Here is an 18,024-nt window from a genome sequence, read left to right on the forward strand (position 1 = left end):
TAATGTATTAAACTACAGAATGTAGTGTAATTGGAAGTTTTTCTAAATATTAATAATTATAGCACCTCTGCAAAATACAAATAGACCTCCTGACTTCATCTTGTCGGGAGGTCTATTTCGGTTATTCAATCGATTCGATAGGACGCAAACGGCTCGCGGCGACGGAAAGAGTCACTGATCTGATCCAGTTCGGCCAACAAATCATCGGGTAGTGACATGTCCAGACTAGCCAGATTATGTTCCAACTGATCGGTGTGTGTAGCGCCAACAATGACTGTGGATACAGCCGGGCGTGTCAGTAACCATGCAAGCGACAGCACACTCGGGGAGCATCCATATGCAGCAGCTTTTGCGCTTACTTGTTCACTCAGTTGGATATTATGCTCCAGCAGGAAACGGTTGAAGGACGGATCGGTGTCTGCTCTGGAACCAGAAGGCACACTAGTCTGTCCGTTATATTTACCGGTCAGAATACCACCTGCCAGCGGGAAATACGGGATAATACCCACACCCTGATCCAGACACATTGGTACCAGTTCCAGCTCAGGTGTACGGTCAGCCAGAGAGTAGCTGGTTTGGGTGGAGATGTAGCGCACATAATCTTTCTGTTCACTGATGCCTAAAGATTTCATCAGCTCCCAGGCTGCGTAGTTGGAGGCTCCGATGTAACGGACTTTGCCGGAAGTGACCATATCATCCAGTGTGCGCAGTGTCTCATCCAGCGGTGTATGCGGATCAAAAGTATGGATCTGGTACAGATCCACATAATCCGTTTGCAGGCGCCGCAGGCTATGTTCCAGCTCTTGTTGCAGGTGGTAGCGGGAGGAACCCCACCCATGAGGACCATCATGCCGGGGTAATCCGGCCTTGGTAGCAAGCACCGCGTTTTCCCGTCGACCGGTGAGAGCCTGTCCAATGATGCGTTCCGATTCCGTGCCTGCGTAGATATTGGCGGTATCGATAAAGTTGATTCCCTGATCCATCGCTGCATGAATAATGCGGGTAGAAGCTGCTTCATCCGCGCGTTTGCCAAACGCATTGGTGCCAAGCCCCAGTGCCGACACACGCAAACCACTATTGCCCAAACGTCGATATTCCATCCTTTATCGCTCCCTTTATGTTCATTTTTGTAGAGGTAGTTCAAAAAGTCCACTTTTGATTACGAATGATGCCTGGCGGCATCATCAGCATCGAATATGAAATTCAGCCGAATAAGCATATGCTTACGAAGTATGTTTCCTTCGGAAACATTTTAGTTGCTCACGTAGTTTTCCCTACGCTCCGCTACTCCATTTCTAGCTTCATTCCATCTTCTTGGTACTGAAAACCAAACTTTTTGAACACGTATTTGTATAGCAGATTATAACGTAATCTATTGAAAACGTGTTATTAATATAGTTAAATGATTCTAAGAACCCGTTATTAAAGGAGATATGATGGAAAACAGTGCCGCACATTTAACAAGACGGAAGCCGAAGAAACCGAAGAAGAAATGGAAGAAGCCATTGATCATCACCCTAAGTGTGCTGCTTGTGTTGGGAGGACTCGGATTTATCTATCAAAAGCAACTCGTCGTGTTTGCCTTTAATTTGTTCGCTTCAGCTACGGTGAAGGAAGCCTTGGATGACTCCTTTGTACCAGCTGGCGATAAGGATGCCCCTGTCGTGGAACATACGGACCCGTTCTCATTGTTGCTGCTGGGTATTGACCAACGGGATAACGAACCAAGCCGTTCGGATACCATCATCTATTCTGTCGTGCGTCCAGAAGACAATAAAGTGCTGTTGCTGTCCATTCCACGTGATTCCTATACCGAGATAGTCGGCCGGGATGTGAAGTCGAAGATCAACTCAGCGTATGCCCACGGTGAAGCCAAGATGGCGATGGATACGGTGGAGAATTTGCTGGGGAACAAAGTGGATTTTTATGCCGCGATTAATTTTAACGGGCTCAAGGATATTGTTGATGCGGTTGGTGGTGTGGAACTGCCGATCAAAAAAAATATTGAGAACAAGCTCAAAATTCATGAGAAGCTGTTTGTTGAAGCGAATAAACCGATCTATAACGGCGAAGAAGCGCTTGGTTATGTGCGTTACCGGGAAGATTCCGATTTCAATCGTACGATGCGTCACCGGATTTTCCTAAGTGCCTTCATGAATCGTGCGCTGGAGGTCAAAAATCTGACCAAGATCCCGGACGTAATCCAGATTGCCGGATCGAATTTTACAACCAACATGACCTCGGACTTTATCGTGAAATTTGCCGAGTCCTTATATATGAAAGACAGTGTACCCACGATCAGCAATTACATGCTGAAGGGTGAGGGTGCAACGCGCAGTGGCACATGGTACTACGATCTGTCGGAGGACGATCTGCAGTATGTGCGTGGCATGATCGCCAGTTGGCTGGACCCGGATGCGACTGAGATAATTGAGCCCGAGTCAGCCGACCAATCGGAGACGAGTGATGCGGCATAAGATCCATTCTTGTGCAAAATGCTCATATGAATATAAGTCGGGAGAAGCGGTTGCTTCCCGGCTTTTTTTGCGTTTGAGATCCTTCGATTGAAATATTGCACAGATATATCTAATGTTTAAACCTCTTTTTATGGCATACATATAGTAAAATATAGGGAAAAGATTAAACATCAACCAACGGAGGAAGCTCATGAAGGAGTTTAAGGATCGGCTTCAACAGGTTCAGGAGCAACAAAATCAACTGGCGAAGGAGTATCATGCCCTGCTCCAGGAATACCAATCCGATGATCTGATCGTTCAGAATGAAAAGTTACAGGAACAGTATGAAGCTCACAAACTCAAGCTGCAACAGCTCGAACTTCGCTCGCGCAAGATGGAAGAAGAGAATGCACGTCTTCGTATGGCGTTATCTGAACAGATGCTGGATGAGAAGCTGAATCTGATCCGGGTATCGCGGGAGAAGATGGAGACCTATTTTCAAGGGAAAACAGCAGTACATAATGATCGAATTGCATTCCATGAACATCGAACCAAATCCAATCTGAACGCGCTGTACAACCAGGCAGCACAGGAGTTGCAAGAGGATTCCCACGAGGTGAAGGAAAGGATTGCTTACCTTGCGGCAGAGATGAATGAGCGCATTGAATCGCACAAGCGGGCCGTACAGGAGAGAGAAGAGGCTCTGCGTGGGCACATGGAGCGTGGATATGAGCAGATGGCGGAGGAGGGATTAAGCGAAGAGACTATTCAACGCCGGATCAAGCAGAATCGCATGGAGATGAAGATTGGGCTTAGCTGGATCAACAAAGTAGCCATCCTACTCCTCATTCTGGGGGTTGGAGCAGCGTTCCAATACTCGTACTCGACCTGGTTTAATGACGAGATGAAGAGCGGAGCCTTTTTCCTGCTCGGTGCTCTGATGCTTGCTGGAGGAGAGTTGCTGTTCCGGCGCAAAAAGCAGACGTTTGCAATGGGCCTGCTCGGTGGTGGGATCTCCGTGTTATTCGGGTCCATCTTCTATAGTTACTTCTTACTGCATATTATCGGGTTATATACGGGACTTGCCCTGTCTGTATTGGTATCGGCAATCTCCGTATTGTTGTCCCTAAGGTATCAGTCGAAGACCATCTGTTCATTGGGTCTGGTAGGCGGGTATCTTCCGCTATTCTCCTATATGTTCTCGTTTGGGCTTGAGGGCCCTGCCGTATATGTAGCCATGATCTATCTGCTGCTCTTAAACGGCATTATTGTGTTCATATCATTCGGCAAACGGTGGCCGGTAGTGCACTATATCAGTTTCCTGTTCAACACACCATCCATGCTTATCCTCTTGTGGCTGTCGCCAAGTGAGAAGATTGGCATGTTGTATTCCATTGTGACGTTTGCATTATATCTGGGCATTACACTGGCATATCCGTTCAAACACCGAATGAAGTTAACCTGGTGGGATTTCGCTCTACTCGCCATGAATACGAGCATTAGTTGTCTTATGTTATACGTGTTATTTGATGTGGCGGGTTGGAATGATGCTCAGGGTTTGCTGGCGTTAATCTTCTGCGCGGTGTATCTGGGCCTCGCACGATTCGTTCAGCGCAATATGGCTCAGGAGAAACAGACCATTCTGCTCTTCTATATCACTTCCCTGACCTTTGCCATTCTGATTATTCCGTTCCAGTTCGGGGCCAAGTGGTTATCGATGGGCTGGTTAATTGAAGGGGTTCTGCTGGTTACGCTTGGACATCTGAAACGGTTCAAGTCGGTGGAACGTGCCGGATGGGGTATTGTGCTTCTATGTCTAATCACTTTCGTGTACTATGACCTGCTGGCGCTATTCTTCATCGGGGAACGTTCTTACTTCATGTTAAAATACTCCAGCATCACGCTGGGGACCCTGCTGATTACACTGTATTATGCCTGGGCAGTTCACAGCAGCTCATCTGCCAGGGAGAGATTCAACTACAGCCCGCTGGAGCTGGGCTTACTGAACGGATTCAAGTATGTGACACTCGCCAATCTGTGGTTATACGTGCTGTATGAATCGAATGAATTATATACCAGAGCTGTGGATGGGACGTTCCTGTTATACATGTTCTACAAGATGCTCATGTCTGCAGCGCTGACCATTGCATTGGCCTATGGATTGAGCAAAGTGAAGTTGTTGCGTGATCAATACGTACAGATGTACACCACTTTCCTGCATGCCATTGGTTGCTGTATTGCACTGGCTGTCACCTTAACCATGCCAGCGCTTCAGCCGGAAGTTCAGCAGCATACAGCGGCAGAGATTGTGGGTTTGCTGGTACTAATTATCTTTAACGTAGGGGTATTCTTTGCAGGAAGGGATCTGCTGATTGCAGGCATCCGCGGGCAGTTCAAGAGCATTGAATGGTACCCGGTTATCGCAGGGGTATATCTGCTAGGGGTCATTACCGTATTCCTGACGATCCAGTTCCAGTGGGGTGATGTGGGGCTGATGTTCAGCCTGATCTATCTGCTGCTGGCGATTCTCTATATTGCCTATGGATTCCGTAGAAAATATGTCATGATTCGGCGTTTGGGCCTTGGCCTAACGTTGTTCGCCACCGGTAAAATGGTGTTCTACGATGTGGGTATGCTTACCTCGGGCAGCAAAATCTTTGCCTACTTCAGCTTTGGTGTGTTGCTGCTTGGCATCTCTTACCTGTATCAGAAGGTGTCGAGTCGGATGGAGGAAATACAGTCCAGAGAGACAGTGAAGCTTGACGATGAGCCGACTGTGCCGGAGGAAGACCATGATTGATTTGGGTTTTGAACGACTGTATTTACCTTTGCGATTATCGGAGGAGGGATTCTTGAAATGGGATTCGACCTGAAAATTATGCTTTGGCAGTTGTTATGGTTCGCTGGCCCTGTAGCTCTCATTGTATATGGGTGGAGGAAATTGGGTGCCAGAAAGAAACGGCATTGCCGTGGGTGAGATGGTGGGAATGTCCGCTGTCCAATTCACTTCGCTTTGGGAAATAAGTCGTGTAATATAGATTTTTTGTATTAAAATGAGGCTCCGGGCTGCTGTTATCAGCAATCTGGGGCCTTATTGATGTGAGTCTATGGCTTAGCCTAATATGACATTCGTGAAACGTTTTGCGTGGAGATCACGTTATAATAGAGTAGACTTAGGGCTGGATCTTCATTTGTAACCACGAGGTTTCGGCAGCCGAGGTACCTTTCAGTGGTTCTCCGCCATCATCATTCATACGGGAGAGCACGGTTAATGTCAAGGACAGAGCGAAGGCGAGCAATACGTATATGAAAATGTTTTTTTTGTTCATGGGAAGGTACCTCTCTTGTTGAATGATCTAAAGTAGACATCCGGCCGTCATGAGAAAAAAAGCACAACGTCTGGTATAGTAGAGTTAGTAGAACCGAACATAAATCGTTCCTGTATACCACTATATTGAACTATAGCGGTGCAAACAATGGAACAAATCTGATGAATTTATCATTATTGTTAACGAGATGTATATAGAGACCGAGTTTGAAGGTGGGAGAATAATATGCGGGAGACGGCAAAAATCGTCATTCGTACGCCAGGGCAGGAAAGTGACGGCTCGTTCGCTTACGTAAGCCAGGGTCGCTCCATTACGGTGGGACGTTACACAGGCGGTAGTGAATTGGACTTGTCTGTTTATAATCAGATGATATCGAAGCGGCATTGCCGCATTCATTATGATGTACAACAACAGCTATGGATCGAAGATCTGGATAGCAAAAATGGAACCGAACTGAACGGGCAGCGCCTCGTTCCCTATGAGAAATATCCGTTTGGTGAAGGAGACAGCCTGACGCTCGTCAACGGCTTGATCCAGCTTCGCGCTGAAGGAGATCTTGGAGAGACCAGGGAATATCGGGTGTCGGATCTGCTGGGTGAGGGCGTACGCTTGCAGGATCACCTGCAAACCGTGCAGATCGGTGAAGTGGAGATTCCGCTGTCCAAGAAGGAGTATCAGCTGTTCAAGTTGCTGTATAGTCAACTGGACCATTTTGTGACCCGAGAGCAAATTGTGGCTCAGGTGTGGCCGGAGCGGAGCATGCTGGAGAGTGAAGCGGTAGGGATCGACGAGATTAACTCGCTGATCTATCGGACGAATCGCAAGCTGGGTGTACACTTTACCATCAAGTCCGTTTATAAAAAGGGTGTATATATGAAGTCTCATGTGCCGGAATGAATGAGTGATAACAAAGGGATGAGTTCATGATCATCATTTACCTGATTCCATGGCTGATTGCCGTGGTGACATTGCTAGGTGTCATATCCATCGTACTTGTTAGTTGGAAAAACGGGATTTCCCCGATGCCCACATCCGGCCGCGTCAGGCAGGTGGTCATTCAAGAGGTGAACCGGATTCCCGGGTACGGGGATGTGCTTGAAGCAGGTTCCGGATGGGGCACACTGGGGTTGGATGTTGTAAGGCATTGCCCTGGCAAAAGGCTGACCGGGATTGAGAATTCTATCATTCCCTTATGGTCTTCCCAACTGATTGCCTATCTCAGTGTTCGCTTACGTCGAGCCAAGGGAAACAAGTACTCTCTCAAGGGCAGGCTGCGCTTCATGCGTGGGGATATCTACACCAGTTCCTATGAACATACAGACTGCGTAATCTGTTATCTGTACCCTGGAGCCATGACCCGGCTTCTGGACAAGTTCAGTCGGGAGCTTCCGCCGGGTGCCAAGGTGATTAGCGTCTGTTTTGCCCTGCCGGGCAAGGAACCGCTACGCACCATTACATGCAGGGATGCCTTGCGAACCAAGGTGTATGTGTATTCCTTTTAAAGAAAAGAACAGGAAAGTGATCACCAGGTTTTTGCTCAGATGGAGTGCTGTAAAACTTCTGCCATAAACGTTAATGGATGAAAGAGTGTGCTCCATATCATAGTAATGCAGGTACCACGTAAGAACGAGGATGCGAAAAAGGCCCCGAACTCACTATGAAGTGATTCGGAGCCTTTTTGTCTCGCCTTTAGTTAGGGCAAGAGATTGCTTGATTATTGCTTACCGCACGTATTACTTTGCAGAATCCGTAGTGCCTGTGTCCGTGGTTGTACCGGATTGGGATCTGTTTCTGCCGCCTCCGAATCCGCCTTGTCGACCACCTCCTCCTGGACCACCCATACCTGAATTGGCTGTAGTTACACCAGATTCATTGACCCAAGTTACATTACTAGTCGATTGGAAGGCAACCACTTGAGTTCCGCCACTATAGGTACCGTCTGTATAGAGTCCATCCACGGCTTTACCTGTAGACGTACCACCAGAGTAGATCACGTATGAACCATCTTTCGCAAGATTCGGGGAGCTGACAACCACGGTTTGATAATCTTTTGCCGGAGCAAATGTCAGAATATTGTTGCCTTTGCTATCTTGTACATGTACAAGTGTTCCAGCTTTTTGCGTTGCAGGGAATGTCATCACAATGGTATTTTGCATAGAAGCATCGGATGTTCCTTGTGCCATGCCAGAGCTTCCGGCAGCCACGAGGTACCCACCGCTGATTTCAAATGTGCCGTCATAATCCAATGCTCCGTTGCCGCTATCCGTCGGTCCGTTCACAATAACCGTTCCACCAGTCATGTTAATGGAACCATTGGAATCCAGTCCGTCACCACCTGCGTTCACCGTGAGGGAGCCGCCGTTAATGTGGAACTCGTTATTGCTTGCTGCTGCACCGCCCATACCGCCTGGTCCACGTCCTTGCTGATTAGCAGCTGTACCTTGGGATGCCTGATCGGTAGTTGATGTTGTACCTGTTGCTTCAGTTACAGAGATGTTGGAAGTCGTGTCGGTGTCGGTTGCTGTAGTAGGGCTATCTGTACTTGCCGTTGTATTTGCAGCTGTTTCTGTCTCGCCACCTGCAGCATTTACGCCATCATCGGATGCAGTTACATCCACATCCCCATCGTTCAGGGTGATGATTGCACCTTCAAGTCCTTCATAGCTCTTCGCAATCGTGATGGTTCCGCCGTTAAACGTCAGGGCCTGATCGGCATGGATGCCGTCATCACCGGATTCAATGCTGAATGTTCCATCGTTGACGGTCACGTTATTGTTGCTGTGCAGGGAATCATCCATGGAATCAATGGTATACGTACCGCCATTAACCGTCAGGTCTGTACCTGCTTTGAGTGCTTTGGCACTTGTGGACTCGGTTGCTGTTGTTGCAGTGTCCGCATCAGCATTGTTATCCGTTGTTGTTGTGTTAGCAGAGCTGGATGCTGCTGCGCCGTTCGTGTTAGTTCCGGCATTCGTATCGTTGTTATTAGGCATCTCCGGCATATCTGAAGGAGGCTCGCCATCTGGTGGTGTGCCCATATCGGTTAGAGGTGTTCCGCCACCCCATCCACCGCCACCCAATGGACCTTCTTCTACTTTGGCTGGAGCATTGGCGCTACCGCCAGCAGTCACAATGTTGTATGTGCCGCCATCTGTAACAAGTGCGGTTTCGGCTTGAATACCGTCGTTGCCACTTTGGATATCGAAGGTACCTCCTGCGATAGCAACGTAGCCTTTAGTGGTATCCGTGTCATTGGTCGAGTTAATGCCGTCACCTTCGGCTTCAATGGTAATCGTACCCGCTTGAATTGCGACCATATCTTTACCTTTGATGCCGTCATCTGCTGCTTTGACACTGATGTTACCACTAATGATTTTCAGATCATCCTTGCTCGTAATCCCTTCATTATAGTTACCTGTGACGGTCAATTGACCTGCGCCGTTGAACGTAAGATCCGCTTTGCTGAAGATCGCAGCATCCGGCTCGTCTGTTGTAGCGTCAGCGTACACATACGTTTTACCATCGGAAACGGTATTTTGGGTTCCTTTTTCGAGTGTAATCACCGCTTTACCGGCCTTCTGAATATAAATCGCTGCACTGTCATTATCATGGATGGTAGCTCCGTTTAATACGAGATGTACGGTGCCTTTATCGGCAACGTTGACCACGATCTGACCGTCGGTTAGCTCACCGCTAAGTACATAAGTACCTGCTTCAGTAATTGTTACTGAGCCATTGGCTGCTTTGGCTCCCGAACCGGTTACCGTTGCAGTTGTGCCGTTCAACTTAATCGCTGTGGAATCTGTCTCACTCCAGCTAATGTTGGTATCGTCCGCATCCAGAGAGACCAGATCTGCATATTTCACAGAGGTTTGCTCGCTGACAGATACCGTTTTGGTTGTTCCTGTCGTTGACGTTGCAGCATTGGCGGTTGTGCTTGTCGTTGCTGGTGAACTGCATGCTGCAAGTAGGCTGGTAATCATGGCGATGGACCACAGTTTGCTGCCTGTTATCATGTTTTTCTTCATATTAGATCGTTCCCTTCGAATTAAAAATTAATATTCCGTTGTTGGACTCATGGTTAATGAGATATCCAGGTTGCCGTTCCGGGTACGGATTGCATCGAGGAATTCCTTTTGGCTAACACTTTCGTGAATGGTTACACTGTAGACCAGCTCATACAGACTGCCGAGTTCGGTGGTTCTGATTTTTTTTAGATCAAAAGGTACGTTGAATGTATGGAACACTTCATTAAGGGCTTCTTCATAGCTCAAGTTCTCAGGGATGGTGACTTTCAGCGTTTTCAGCTGACTTTTCTTGCCACCGAAGTTGAAGCGACTCAGGACAAACATCAGCACACACAGGATAATGGTGAACAACACCGCGTATCCAAAAGCGCCTACACCACAGGCAAGACCGGAAGCCATCGTGAACAATACATAAGCAATGTCCTTTGGATCACCAGGGGCACTTCGGAATCGGATGATCGAGAAGGCACCTGCCAAGCTGAATGCTCGAGCGATGTTGCTGCCGATAAGCAGGATGATGATGGCGACAATGACGGGCAGGACAACCATCGTTAAGGTAAAGCTTTGCGAGTATGTGCTTTGGTTAGTCTTCATATAGGTGAGGCTGATGATCAACCCCAGAATGATGGCAAGACCAATGGTAATGACTGCGTTGTTAAACGTCAGGTTGGTATCGGTTAGGGCTGAACTGAAAAGGGAATCAAGCATACAGGACACGCTCTCTTTCTATGATCGTTTTATCTTGTTCTATGGATGGGTTGAAATCGGTACCTGGTACAAGAATGCGTTCCGTCTGGTAATTCAGGTTCGTTGTTCTCGCCAGATGTCTGTACTCGTTGCCGTATTTGGAGAATCCGGTACGGTACAGTCCATGTTCGGACAGCAGTTGTGACAGCCACATCGGAACGGTTTTCTCGGCTTTCACTTCCATCAGCCATCGACCGTCCTTCACCAGCGGTTCACCGTAATCTCCCTGTTCCAGCTTCAGATCGGTTCTGCGGCTGCGGATGTTGGTGTCAAAGGTAATGCGGAGATCGCGGCTGTTCTTGTCAAAGAGTGCTTTGCGCTCATACGCCAGATACACTTTCGGTTCCAGATCGTATACCCGGAGGAAATATTTGATCTCTTCGACAACCTGTTTGTTCATGTAATCCGCGAGCTCCGGTGCTTGTCCCGAACGAACGAATTCGTAAGCTTCATCCAGCTTCAAGGCTGTTCTGCGTTTGTTCACCAGGCCAAATACTTTCTTTTTGATCTCCAGATACACTTTGGCATTCTCTTCAGGGATTCCATAAGCCCGCAGTCTCAGCTTCTCCTTGTATTTTGGTTTGGAGAGACTGGCGCGAATCAGCGAATCTTGTGGAGTGTCGAAGTACAGGTTGCTGATGGAGTAGTACTCGTGTTTCTTGTTGTAGGCATCCAGCTCCATATATTTCAGCAGGTCATTGTAGAAGTGTGCGTATTGCTCATCCGTCAGAAGATACTTGCTCTCATATCGGTTGAATACTTCAATTGCCATGTGGAATTCAGTCCTTTCGTCTGTGGGTTGTATGTTTTGTTGCATCGTGTATTGCTTCCATGTCTGTATCTTAGAGGGCCAACCTTGAATGAATCTTAAATGGTTTTACATTGCGTTAACATTTTTTTACCTTCCTATAATAGTGGGCATACACAAAATGAATTAAGATTGATTCAAGGTTTAATTGATAGAATGGGTGATACCATACAGCGTTCATGAAGACGAATAATTCAAGCAGAGGAATGAATAGAGCATGAGAATATTAATTGCGGAAGATGAGGTTCATTTGGCAGAGGCAGTATCTCAGATTTTGAAAAAAAACAACTACTCCGTGGACATGGTCCACGACGGCAGATCAGGACTCGATTATGCGCAGAGCGGTATCTACGACCTGTTACTACTCGACATCATGATGCCGGAAATGGACGGGATCACCGTCCTGAAGAAACTTCGCAGTGAAGGCAATCATACGCCTGTCATTCTGCTTACTGCCAAGGGTGAACTATCGGACAAAGTCACAGGCCTCGATTATGGTGCCGACGATTATATCGCCAAGCCTTTTGCCACAGAGGAACTGCTGGCCCGTATTCGTGCAGCCTTAAGGCGGAAGGGCGAAGTGGTTCCCGAGGATGGGCTGAAGTTTGGTGATATTGAGCTGAATACAACTCAGTTGAAGCTGAGCGTACAGGGGAAGGAGATCAAGCTGAATCTGAAGGAGAATGAACTGCTGGAGCTGTTGATTGCCCGCAAACAGGCGATTACCTCCAAAGAGCAGATTATTGAAAAGTTATGGGGATTTGATTCGGAAGTGGAGTATAACAATGTGGAAGTATATATCTCTTTTTTACGCAAAAAATTAACTTTCCTGAACTCTGCCGTCCGCATTAACACGATTCGGGGTGTGGGGTATGTGCTTGAGGTGACGCCCTGATGTTCAAGAGACTCCGAAATCGATTCCTGATCGTGAATCTGGTGTCCATATCTATTATGATGCTGGTGGCATTTGCGACGATCTATACAATTACGTATCAGAATGTGCAACGTGAGACAAATATGGAGTTGTACAAGGTGTCTGATTTCTATCACAGTCCTTATAATTCATCCAAAATGCCGCGCGGGGAAGGGCAGGGTTCCAATACAGGTGGTAGTACAGGCTCAGGTTCTAGTTCCGGTTCAGATTCGTTTCCCTCTGATGCCATGAATGGTGATAATGGAGGCCCGGGAGGTGATCCCAACTCACCTCCGGCCCGTTCCGTGTCGTTCATGATTAAGACGGATGACCAGTGGAAGATTACGGATACGCATTCCCGATTTGATATGGAAGATACGTTCTACACCGAGGCGTTGCAAAAGGTTAACCAGAATAAAGTTGGTGATTCGGAACGGCAGACTGGACAATTTGCGCTGGATGGAACGGACTGGGCCTATGTAGTTGATCCGAGCGGTGACGGGCACATGATCGTATTTATTGATGTGACGGCACAACAGGGTATTCTGACGAATCTGATCTATACATTTGCTATTGTCGGACTGGTCATGTTGATTGTGATCTACTTCCTGAGCCGTTATTTTGCCAATCGTTCCATTGCACCAGTCAGAGAAGCGTTTGAGAAGCAAAAACAATTCATCGGTGATGCTTCACATGAGCTGAAGACACCTCTGGCGATCATCAATACCAATGCCGACGTACTGCTTGCGAATCAGGAGGATACCATAGCAAACCAGGCGAAGTGGCTTCACTATATCAAGTCGGAAACCGAGCGTATGACCGGACTTACGAATGATCTGCTCTATCTGACACAGATGGATGACTCACGCTCCACGATGATTCATGCGAAGTTTAATATGAGCGATGCGGTAGAGAGTATTATTTTGCCGATGGAAGCCGTTATTTTTGAGAAAAACATTTCCCTCGACTACAACATTGAGCCGAATCTTACGGTTCATGGGAACAGTGAGCAGATCAAACAGGTCATTCTGATCCTGCTCGATAATGCTGTGAAGTATTCCGGTCCCAAAGGGTCCGTTAACGTTACGCTCCAGAGACAAAATAATGATGTCATGCTGGCCGTGTCCAACACAGGGGAAGGCATTGCACCGGAACATCTGGATCGGATCTTCGATCGATTCTACCGTACCGATTCGTCAAGAGCACGCAAACATGGTGGGCATGGTCTGGGGCTGGCGATTGCTCGTTCCATTGTGGATCAGCACAAAGGAGAGGTTTACGCTCGAAGTGTAGTCGGAGAGGGTGCTACATTTTACGTGCGGTTGTCGTAGGGGCAGAGCGATGAACCGGCTCCTCACTAACCTTCAATACCGCTATATAATCGTTCTTCAGGCATAAGTTCTGCCTGTAATGGGTTAACCTATGCTACAATGGCAACAGTATGTATGAATCAAGGAGATGACTGAACGTGACAGAAGCAAACGCAATTAATGAACAAGAAATGATGCAATATATTGCAGATAAAACGAAGGCAAGCCAAGCGAACATCGCTCTTGTGTTGAAGCATGAGCAAGCGTACATCAACAAGGCGCACGAAAATGCCAAAGGTAACGATGTGGATATTGACGGCGATGATCTGGCTGACTACATCCTTAGTCGCAAAGATGTGAAGCTGGATGAGCTGACCGTGGAAAGCATTTTGGATGCTGAGATGGACTACTTGATGGACAAGGGTCACGCGGGATACGTCGATTAAGTTAAGCGTAGGCAAAATCTAACGAACCTGACACGCCTTATACGGGTATTTCTCGCTCGTTTGGGAATGTAACGAATCTGAGACGTGTTATTCTCTGAATTTTAGGACTTTCCCATGCAGTTAAAGCATTTCCGCGGAATTAGCGTGTCTGAGATCCGTTAGTCCGGGAAATAAGCGCTTTTTGCCGAAATAAGGTGTCCTAGGTTCGTTAGAGTATGACAGAGTGCAACGAGGGATTAAATGGCTGTTCTAAAAGTGAAATCTCATAGATGCAGCCTTATGCATGGCAAGTGTTGTATTATAAAAAAGACCTCAACTCCACAATACTGTGGTGTTGAGGCCTTTTTTAGATTGTAGCGACTAGCTTCTTATTGACCCATCATACCGCCATCTACAGTGTAGAGGGAAGCTGTTACATAGGATGCTTCTTCGGACAACAGGAAGTTCATTACCGCAGCGACTTCTTCCGGTTCACCGTAACGGCCCATTGGAATGGCAGATACCGTAGCAGATTGATAATCTTCCACGTTGCCGGAATTAGCTTCGATCTGGCGCATCATACGTGTGTTGATTGTGCCTGGCAATACAGCGTTAACTCGAATATTATAAGGTGCGAGTTCATTCGCAGCGGTACGCGTGAGACCAACTACGGCATGTTTGGACATAATATATGGAGATACGGCAGGTGCGCCCATCAGACCCGCGAGGGAAGAGGTATTGAGAATTGCACCGGATTTTTGTTTTTTCATCACTGGAATGACATTTTGCAGACCCAGGAATACCCCGCGAATGTTGACGTTATATACGGTGTCGAGTGCTTCAACACTCAGGTCTTCGATTAGTCCTGTTGGACCTTCAATTCCGGCATTGTTGGCAAAATAATCGATTCGGCCAAAAGCATCCAATGCTTTTTGCACATAGTTTTTCACGTCTGCTTCTTGGGATACGTTCGCTTTTACGGCGATTACGTGCTCTTTGTCGAGGTTCAGATCAGTAATCGTCTGTTGAATGGCTTCTTCATTCAGGTCGACCAGTACCAGATTGATTTTGCGCTCAGCAAGGCGGCGTGCCAATTCTTTACCAATGCCTCCGGCTGCTCCTGTAATTACGGCTGTATGTGTATACGTTGTACTCATGATATATTCGCTCCTTATTCATTATTGGCAGGTATTTCTCAAAAAAAGTTTCAACCTGTCGTCTATCTTTCCTGTCTCAATGTTAAGATATACATAGCAATGTGACAATAATCATTGACAGCGCATATGTCAGCTATCGGACAGAGGTGTAAGCGGTGTTTATTTATATTACAATAATGAACAAAGGAGGCGAGAATGTTGATCATTGAACATCCTCAGGACCGGAGAGCACGAAGAACACAGGATGCGATCATCGCTGCGGCGGTTTCTTTGATATTGGAGAAGGGAGCAGACGCTTTAACCATTCGGGACATTACGGAGCGGGCGGATTACAACCGTGGAACCTTCTATTTACATTTTCCCGGCAAACCGGAGTTATTGCAGTTCATTCTGGATGATTTCATGCAGGGAGTGGGGCGAGCTTATGCAGAACCATACGCACAGCTCAAGGAAGTGGACATGACTGTGTTGCTGCCATCCACGATGCCTGTATTCGAATATATTGAAGCCCATCAGGATATCTTTCGTGCATTAATAACGATGCACTCGGATATGGGTTCCCGGCTGTGCAATATGTTTAGAACGTATCTAACCGAAGATTTTGTATTGGTGACCGAGGATAGTGAGTGGACGATTAATTACGACATCATGTTAAGTTATCTGGTATCTGCAACGGTAGGCGTAATCATGCATTGGGCGGAGATTGGATTCAAATATTCTGCGCATTATATGGGAGAGCAACTTACGGCGCTGATTAACATCAAACCGACCCGTCTGCTGATTGAACCAGGGCAGAAGGGTCGGACTATTCACGAGCGTATGCTGTTGGATTAAAGTCCCGGATTATCCGGTCATGGAGGCGTTCGCGGCCTGTTGCATCTGAAGCAACTGTTCACGGATCAGGACGGACTCGCCGACCATAATTAATGCCGGGTTATTCACTTGATGTGACAGGGCGAGGGAATGGAGTTCGGAAAGTGTGCCGGTAATAATCCGTTCCTCCGAAGTGGTTCCCCGTTCGATTAGAGCCGCAGGGGTGTGTCCACTTTTGCCATGGTGAAGCAATTCATGTTGTATCTGGGGGAGCTGGCTAATGCCCATGTAGATGACCAGTGTATCCACGCTATGGGCGAGCAGGTCCCAGCGGACCGAAGATACACTTCCATCACTGCCAGTTCCAGTGACACATGCGAAGGATGAAGCAACCCCGCGATGGGTTAACGGAATAAGGGATGAAGCGGATGTACCTACAGCTGAAGTGATGCCAGGAATAATCTCAAATGCAATCCCTGCTTCCGCCAGCACAAGCGCTTCCTCACCACCACGGCCAAAGATAAACGGATCACCACCCTTGAGTCGTACAACTTGTTTGCCTTCCGCTGCATGTGCAGCCAGCATCCGTCCAATCATCTCCTGACTCATGGAGTGCAGGCCGGGGGCCTTGCCGCAGTAGATGCGGAGTGCTCCTTCGCGAGCCTCAGCGAGCAATTGATCATTCACAAGCCGATCATACATAATGACATCTGCGGACTGAATACGTTTCAGGGCTTTTACCGTAATCAGATCCGGGTCTCCAGGACCAGCGCCAACAATACTAACCAGGCCCCGGCTCATGATCGTGTCCCCAATTTCGGTGCAGCATCAGTACTTGCCAATCCTGAACGACCACCCTGAATGGCTGCCAGTTTGGACGAGAGCTTTACCGGATTTCCCCAGTGGTGGGCAGCATATAAACCGAGACCTGTGAATATAGCTCCGCCAATGAGGTTACCCACCAACACCGGGATCTGATTCCACAGCCACCAGTCAGCCACACTCACCTGTGCGCCGAGCATCATGCCTGCCGGAATGACGAACATATTTACCACAGCATGCTCAAATCCCTGAGCGAAAAATATCGTAATGGGCAGCCACATCGCTACGATTTTACCCAGTGTAGAAGTGGACGTCATTGCCATCACTGCCCCGAGTGTGACCATCCAGTTACATAGAATGGCTTTGATGATGACCAGTACAATGCCAGCCCCGCCCAAGTGCTGATATCCCAATGTTTTGGTTTCACTGGTCTGGATTAGCGTTTGAATTAGAGGGTTGTTCATATCCGTACCCATCTTGGTAATGGTCAAGCCGTATAACAGAGCATAGAATGCACATCCGAGCAGATGTCCTGTGATCACCCAGAAATAATTTCGGAGCATATCCATCCATGTAATTCTGCGTTTCAACACTGCGAGTGGAAGCATCGCAAAGTTTCCTGTCACCAATTCGAGACCCAGCAGAATAATGATGACAAATCCAGCCGGGAATATCAGTGCACCTGCCAAACCAACGGAAGTTTGAGATACAGCGGTATATGCCAGTGTGGTTGCAAAGGCAAGGATAGCCCCCGCCAGAAAACCGCGGATCAGCATCTGTACCCGATTCATTCTGGCTTTGCTCTCACCAGCTTCGACCATCGATTGCAGCACTTCTGCAGGTTTAACAAAATCCATAGCGCACGCCTCCTTGATGTCAGGGTATCTGTAGCCTTTAACCCGCAATTGTGATGTAGATTTCTCCGCTGTTGCAGTCCACTTCTGTTTTGTAGGTATTCAAGCAGCCTTCATCCGGCTCTTGTACCTTACCGTTACGCAGATCAATCTTCCAATCATGCAAAGGACAATGAACCGCTGTCCCGCACACCATGCCTTCCGACAGCTTGCCGCCCTTGTGAGGGCAGCGATTCTCGACGGCGTGCAGACTTCCGTCGCTCAGTTTGAAGACTGCAATTTCGGTATCTTGTATCAGGAAGGTCCGTGCTCCCTTTTCATCAATATCTGTAAGGTGTCCAATCCGGAATTTGTTCATCGCT

Annotated in this window: 17 protein-coding genes; 8 read left to right on the top strand and 9 right to left on the bottom strand. The window is 47.7% G+C overall.

Going from position 1 to position 18,024, the window contains the following annotated elements:
- Positions 1–125 precede the first annotated feature (125 nt).
- Positions 126–1,100: an aldo/keto reductase gene (locus tag QF049_RS24495; RefSeq protein ID WP_307541261.1), complete on the bottom strand. Its 975-nt coding sequence runs from the start codon at positions 1,098–1,100 to the stop codon at positions 126–128.
- Between the two features lie 333 nt (positions 1,101–1,433).
- Between QF049_RS24495 and QF049_RS24500 the strand changes: the two genes are divergently transcribed.
- Positions 1,434–2,477 carry an LCP family protein gene (locus tag QF049_RS24500; protein ID WP_307541263.1) on the top strand — a complete coding sequence of 348 codons (1,044 nt, stop codon included), beginning with the start codon at positions 1,434–1,436 and terminating at the stop codon, positions 2,475–2,477.
- A gap of 190 nt (positions 2,478–2,667) precedes the next feature.
- A complete protein-coding gene (locus QF049_RS24505) occupies positions 2,668–5,256 on the top strand; it encodes a DUF2339 domain-containing protein (protein WP_307541265.1) in 2,589 nt (862 codons plus the stop codon).
- A gap of 373 nt (positions 5,257–5,629) precedes the next feature.
- On the opposite strand, the gene QF049_RS24510 is transcribed toward QF049_RS24505, so the two are convergent.
- On the bottom strand, positions 5,630–5,785 hold the full coding sequence (locus QF049_RS24510) for a hypothetical protein (RefSeq protein WP_307541268.1): 156 nt from the start codon (positions 5,783–5,785) through the stop codon (positions 5,630–5,632).
- Positions 5,786–6,010: 225 nt separating this feature from the next.
- On the opposite strand from QF049_RS24510, the gene QF049_RS24515 reads away from it, so the two are divergent.
- Positions 6,011–6,682 (top strand): FHA domain-containing protein, encoded by a 672-nt coding sequence (locus QF049_RS24515; RefSeq protein ID WP_062836698.1) that lies wholly within the window; start codon positions 6,011–6,013, stop codon positions 6,680–6,682.
- 26 nt (positions 6,683–6,708) lie between these two features.
- Positions 6,709–7,287 (top strand): class I SAM-dependent methyltransferase, encoded by a 579-nt coding sequence (locus tag QF049_RS24520; protein WP_307541271.1) that lies wholly within the window; start codon positions 6,709–6,711, stop codon positions 7,285–7,287.
- 231 nt (positions 7,288–7,518) lie between these two features.
- Here the strand turns inward: QF049_RS24520 and QF049_RS24525 are convergent, their stop codons facing one another.
- From QF049_RS24525 to QF049_RS24535, 3 genes are read right to left on the bottom strand one after another with little or no spacing between them, the layout of a single operon-like run.
- A complete protein-coding gene (locus tag QF049_RS24525) occupies positions 7,519–9,813 on the bottom strand; it encodes a carbohydrate-binding domain-containing protein (RefSeq protein ID WP_307541273.1) in 2,295 nt (764 codons plus the stop codon).
- A gap of 27 nt (positions 9,814–9,840) precedes the next feature.
- Positions 9,841–10,521, bottom strand: a complete 681-nt coding sequence (locus QF049_RS24530) for a DUF4956 domain-containing protein (RefSeq protein ID WP_100528189.1) — start codon at positions 10,519–10,521, stop codon at positions 9,841–9,843.
- Positions 10,514–11,332 (bottom strand): polyphosphate polymerase domain-containing protein, encoded by an 819-nt coding sequence (locus QF049_RS24535; RefSeq protein ID WP_307541276.1) that lies wholly within the window; start codon positions 11,330–11,332, stop codon positions 10,514–10,516. Before QF049_RS24535 ends, QF049_RS24530 begins: the two co-directional genes overlap by 8 nt.
- A gap of 253 nt (positions 11,333–11,585) precedes the next feature.
- Here QF049_RS24535 and QF049_RS24540 point away from each other — a divergent pair, with 253 nt between their 5' ends.
- The 3 genes from QF049_RS24540 to QF049_RS24550 all read left to right on the top strand — a co-directional run bounded on the left by QF049_RS24540 (position 11,586) and on the right by QF049_RS24550 (position 14,037).
- Positions 11,586–12,263 (top strand): response regulator transcription factor, encoded by a 678-nt coding sequence (locus QF049_RS24540; protein WP_307541277.1) that lies wholly within the window; start codon positions 11,586–11,588, stop codon positions 12,261–12,263.
- A complete protein-coding gene (locus tag QF049_RS24545; protein ID WP_307541279.1) occupies positions 12,263–13,612 on the top strand; it encodes a sensor histidine kinase in 1,350 nt (449 codons plus the stop codon). The genes QF049_RS24540 and QF049_RS24545 overlap by 1 nt, the downstream gene beginning before the upstream one ends.
- 170 nt (positions 13,613–13,782) lie before the next feature.
- Entirely contained in the window at positions 13,783–14,037 is a 255-nt protein-coding gene (locus QF049_RS24550) for a hypothetical protein (RefSeq protein WP_124116914.1), read from the top strand.
- A 368-nt stretch (positions 14,038–14,405) separates the two neighbouring features.
- Here QF049_RS24550 and QF049_RS24555 read toward each other — a convergent pair whose 3' ends face one another.
- A complete protein-coding gene (locus QF049_RS24555) occupies positions 14,406–15,173 on the bottom strand; it encodes an SDR family NAD(P)-dependent oxidoreductase (protein WP_091012476.1) in 768 nt (255 codons plus the stop codon).
- 195 nt (positions 15,174–15,368) lie between these two features.
- Between QF049_RS24555 and QF049_RS24560 the strand changes: the two genes are divergently transcribed.
- Positions 15,369–16,007, top strand: a complete 639-nt coding sequence (locus QF049_RS24560) for a TetR/AcrR family transcriptional regulator (protein ID WP_091012478.1) — start codon at positions 15,369–15,371, stop codon at positions 16,005–16,007.
- A 9-nt stretch (positions 16,008–16,016) separates the two neighbouring features.
- Here QF049_RS24560 and cobA read toward each other — a convergent pair whose 3' ends face one another.
- Genes cobA through nirD form a run of 3 tightly spaced genes read right to left on the bottom strand, consistent with a single transcriptional unit; the run spans position 16,017 to position 18,020 of the window.
- On the bottom strand, positions 16,017–16,787 hold the full coding sequence (cobA, locus tag QF049_RS24565) for a uroporphyrinogen-III C-methyltransferase (protein WP_307541283.1): 771 nt from the start codon (positions 16,785–16,787) through the stop codon (positions 16,017–16,019).
- Positions 16,784–17,665 (bottom strand): formate/nitrite transporter family protein, encoded by an 882-nt coding sequence (locus QF049_RS24570; RefSeq protein WP_307541285.1) that lies wholly within the window; start codon positions 17,663–17,665, stop codon positions 16,784–16,786. The genes cobA and QF049_RS24570 overlap by 4 nt, the downstream gene beginning before the upstream one ends.
- 37 nt (positions 17,666–17,702) lie before the next feature.
- Positions 17,703–18,020: a nitrite reductase small subunit NirD gene (nirD, locus tag QF049_RS24575; protein ID WP_307541287.1), complete on the bottom strand. Its 318-nt coding sequence runs from the start codon at positions 18,018–18,020 to the stop codon at positions 17,703–17,705.
- Between the last annotated feature and the right edge of the window lie 4 nt (positions 18,021–18,024).

This window comes from Paenibacillus sp. W4I10 (assembly GCF_030816325.1).
GTDB lineage: Bacteria > Bacillota > Bacilli > Paenibacillales > Paenibacillaceae > Paenibacillus > Paenibacillus amylolyticus_B.

Coding starts and splice junctions, on each gene's coding strand:
- nirD (WP_307541287.1), bottom strand. CDS start 18,020: ATGAACAAATTCCGGATTGGACACCTTACAGATATTGATGAAAAGGGA.
- QF049_RS24505 (WP_307541265.1), top strand. CDS start 2,668: ATGAAGGAGTTTAAGGATCGGCTTCAACAGGTTCAGGAGCAACAAAAT.
- QF049_RS24515 (WP_062836698.1), top strand. CDS start 6,011: ATGCGGGAGACGGCAAAAATCGTCATTCGTACGCCAGGGCAGGAAAGT.
- QF049_RS24540 (WP_307541277.1), top strand. CDS start 11,586: ATGAGAATATTAATTGCGGAAGATGAGGTTCATTTGGCAGAGGCAGTA.
- QF049_RS24535 (WP_307541276.1), bottom strand. CDS start 11,332: ATGGCAATTGAAGTATTCAACCGATATGAGAGCAAGTATCTTCTGACG.
- QF049_RS24510 (WP_307541268.1), bottom strand. CDS start 5,785: ATGAACAAAAAAAACATTTTCATATACGTATTGCTCGCCTTCGCTCTG.
- QF049_RS24545 (WP_307541279.1), top strand. CDS start 12,263: ATGTTCAAGAGACTCCGAAATCGATTCCTGATCGTGAATCTGGTGTCC.
- QF049_RS24555 (WP_091012476.1), bottom strand. CDS start 15,173: ATGAGTACAACGTATACACATACAGCCGTAATTACAGGAGCAGCCGGA.
- QF049_RS24550 (WP_124116914.1), top strand. CDS start 13,783: ATGATGCAATATATTGCAGATAAAACGAAGGCAAGCCAAGCGAACATC.
- cobA (WP_307541283.1), bottom strand. CDS start 16,787: ATGAGCCGGGGCCTGGTTAGTATTGTTGGCGCTGGTCCTGGAGACCCG.
- QF049_RS24530 (WP_100528189.1), bottom strand. CDS start 10,521: ATGCTTGATTCCCTTTTCAGTTCAGCCCTAACCGATACCAACCTGACG.
- QF049_RS24520 (WP_307541271.1), top strand. CDS start 6,709: ATGATCATCATTTACCTGATTCCATGGCTGATTGCCGTGGTGACATTG.
- QF049_RS24570 (WP_307541285.1), bottom strand. CDS start 17,665: ATGGATTTTGTTAAACCTGCAGAAGTGCTGCAATCGATGGTCGAAGCT.
- QF049_RS24500 (WP_307541263.1), top strand. CDS start 1,434: ATGATGGAAAACAGTGCCGCACATTTAACAAGACGGAAGCCGAAGAAA.
- QF049_RS24560 (WP_091012478.1), top strand. CDS start 15,369: ATGTTGATCATTGAACATCCTCAGGACCGGAGAGCACGAAGAACACAG.
- QF049_RS24525 (WP_307541273.1), bottom strand. CDS start 9,813: ATGAAGAAAAACATGATAACAGGCAGCAAACTGTGGTCCATCGCCATG.
- QF049_RS24495 (WP_307541261.1), bottom strand. CDS start 1,100: ATGGAATATCGACGTTTGGGCAATAGTGGTTTGCGTGTGTCGGCACTG.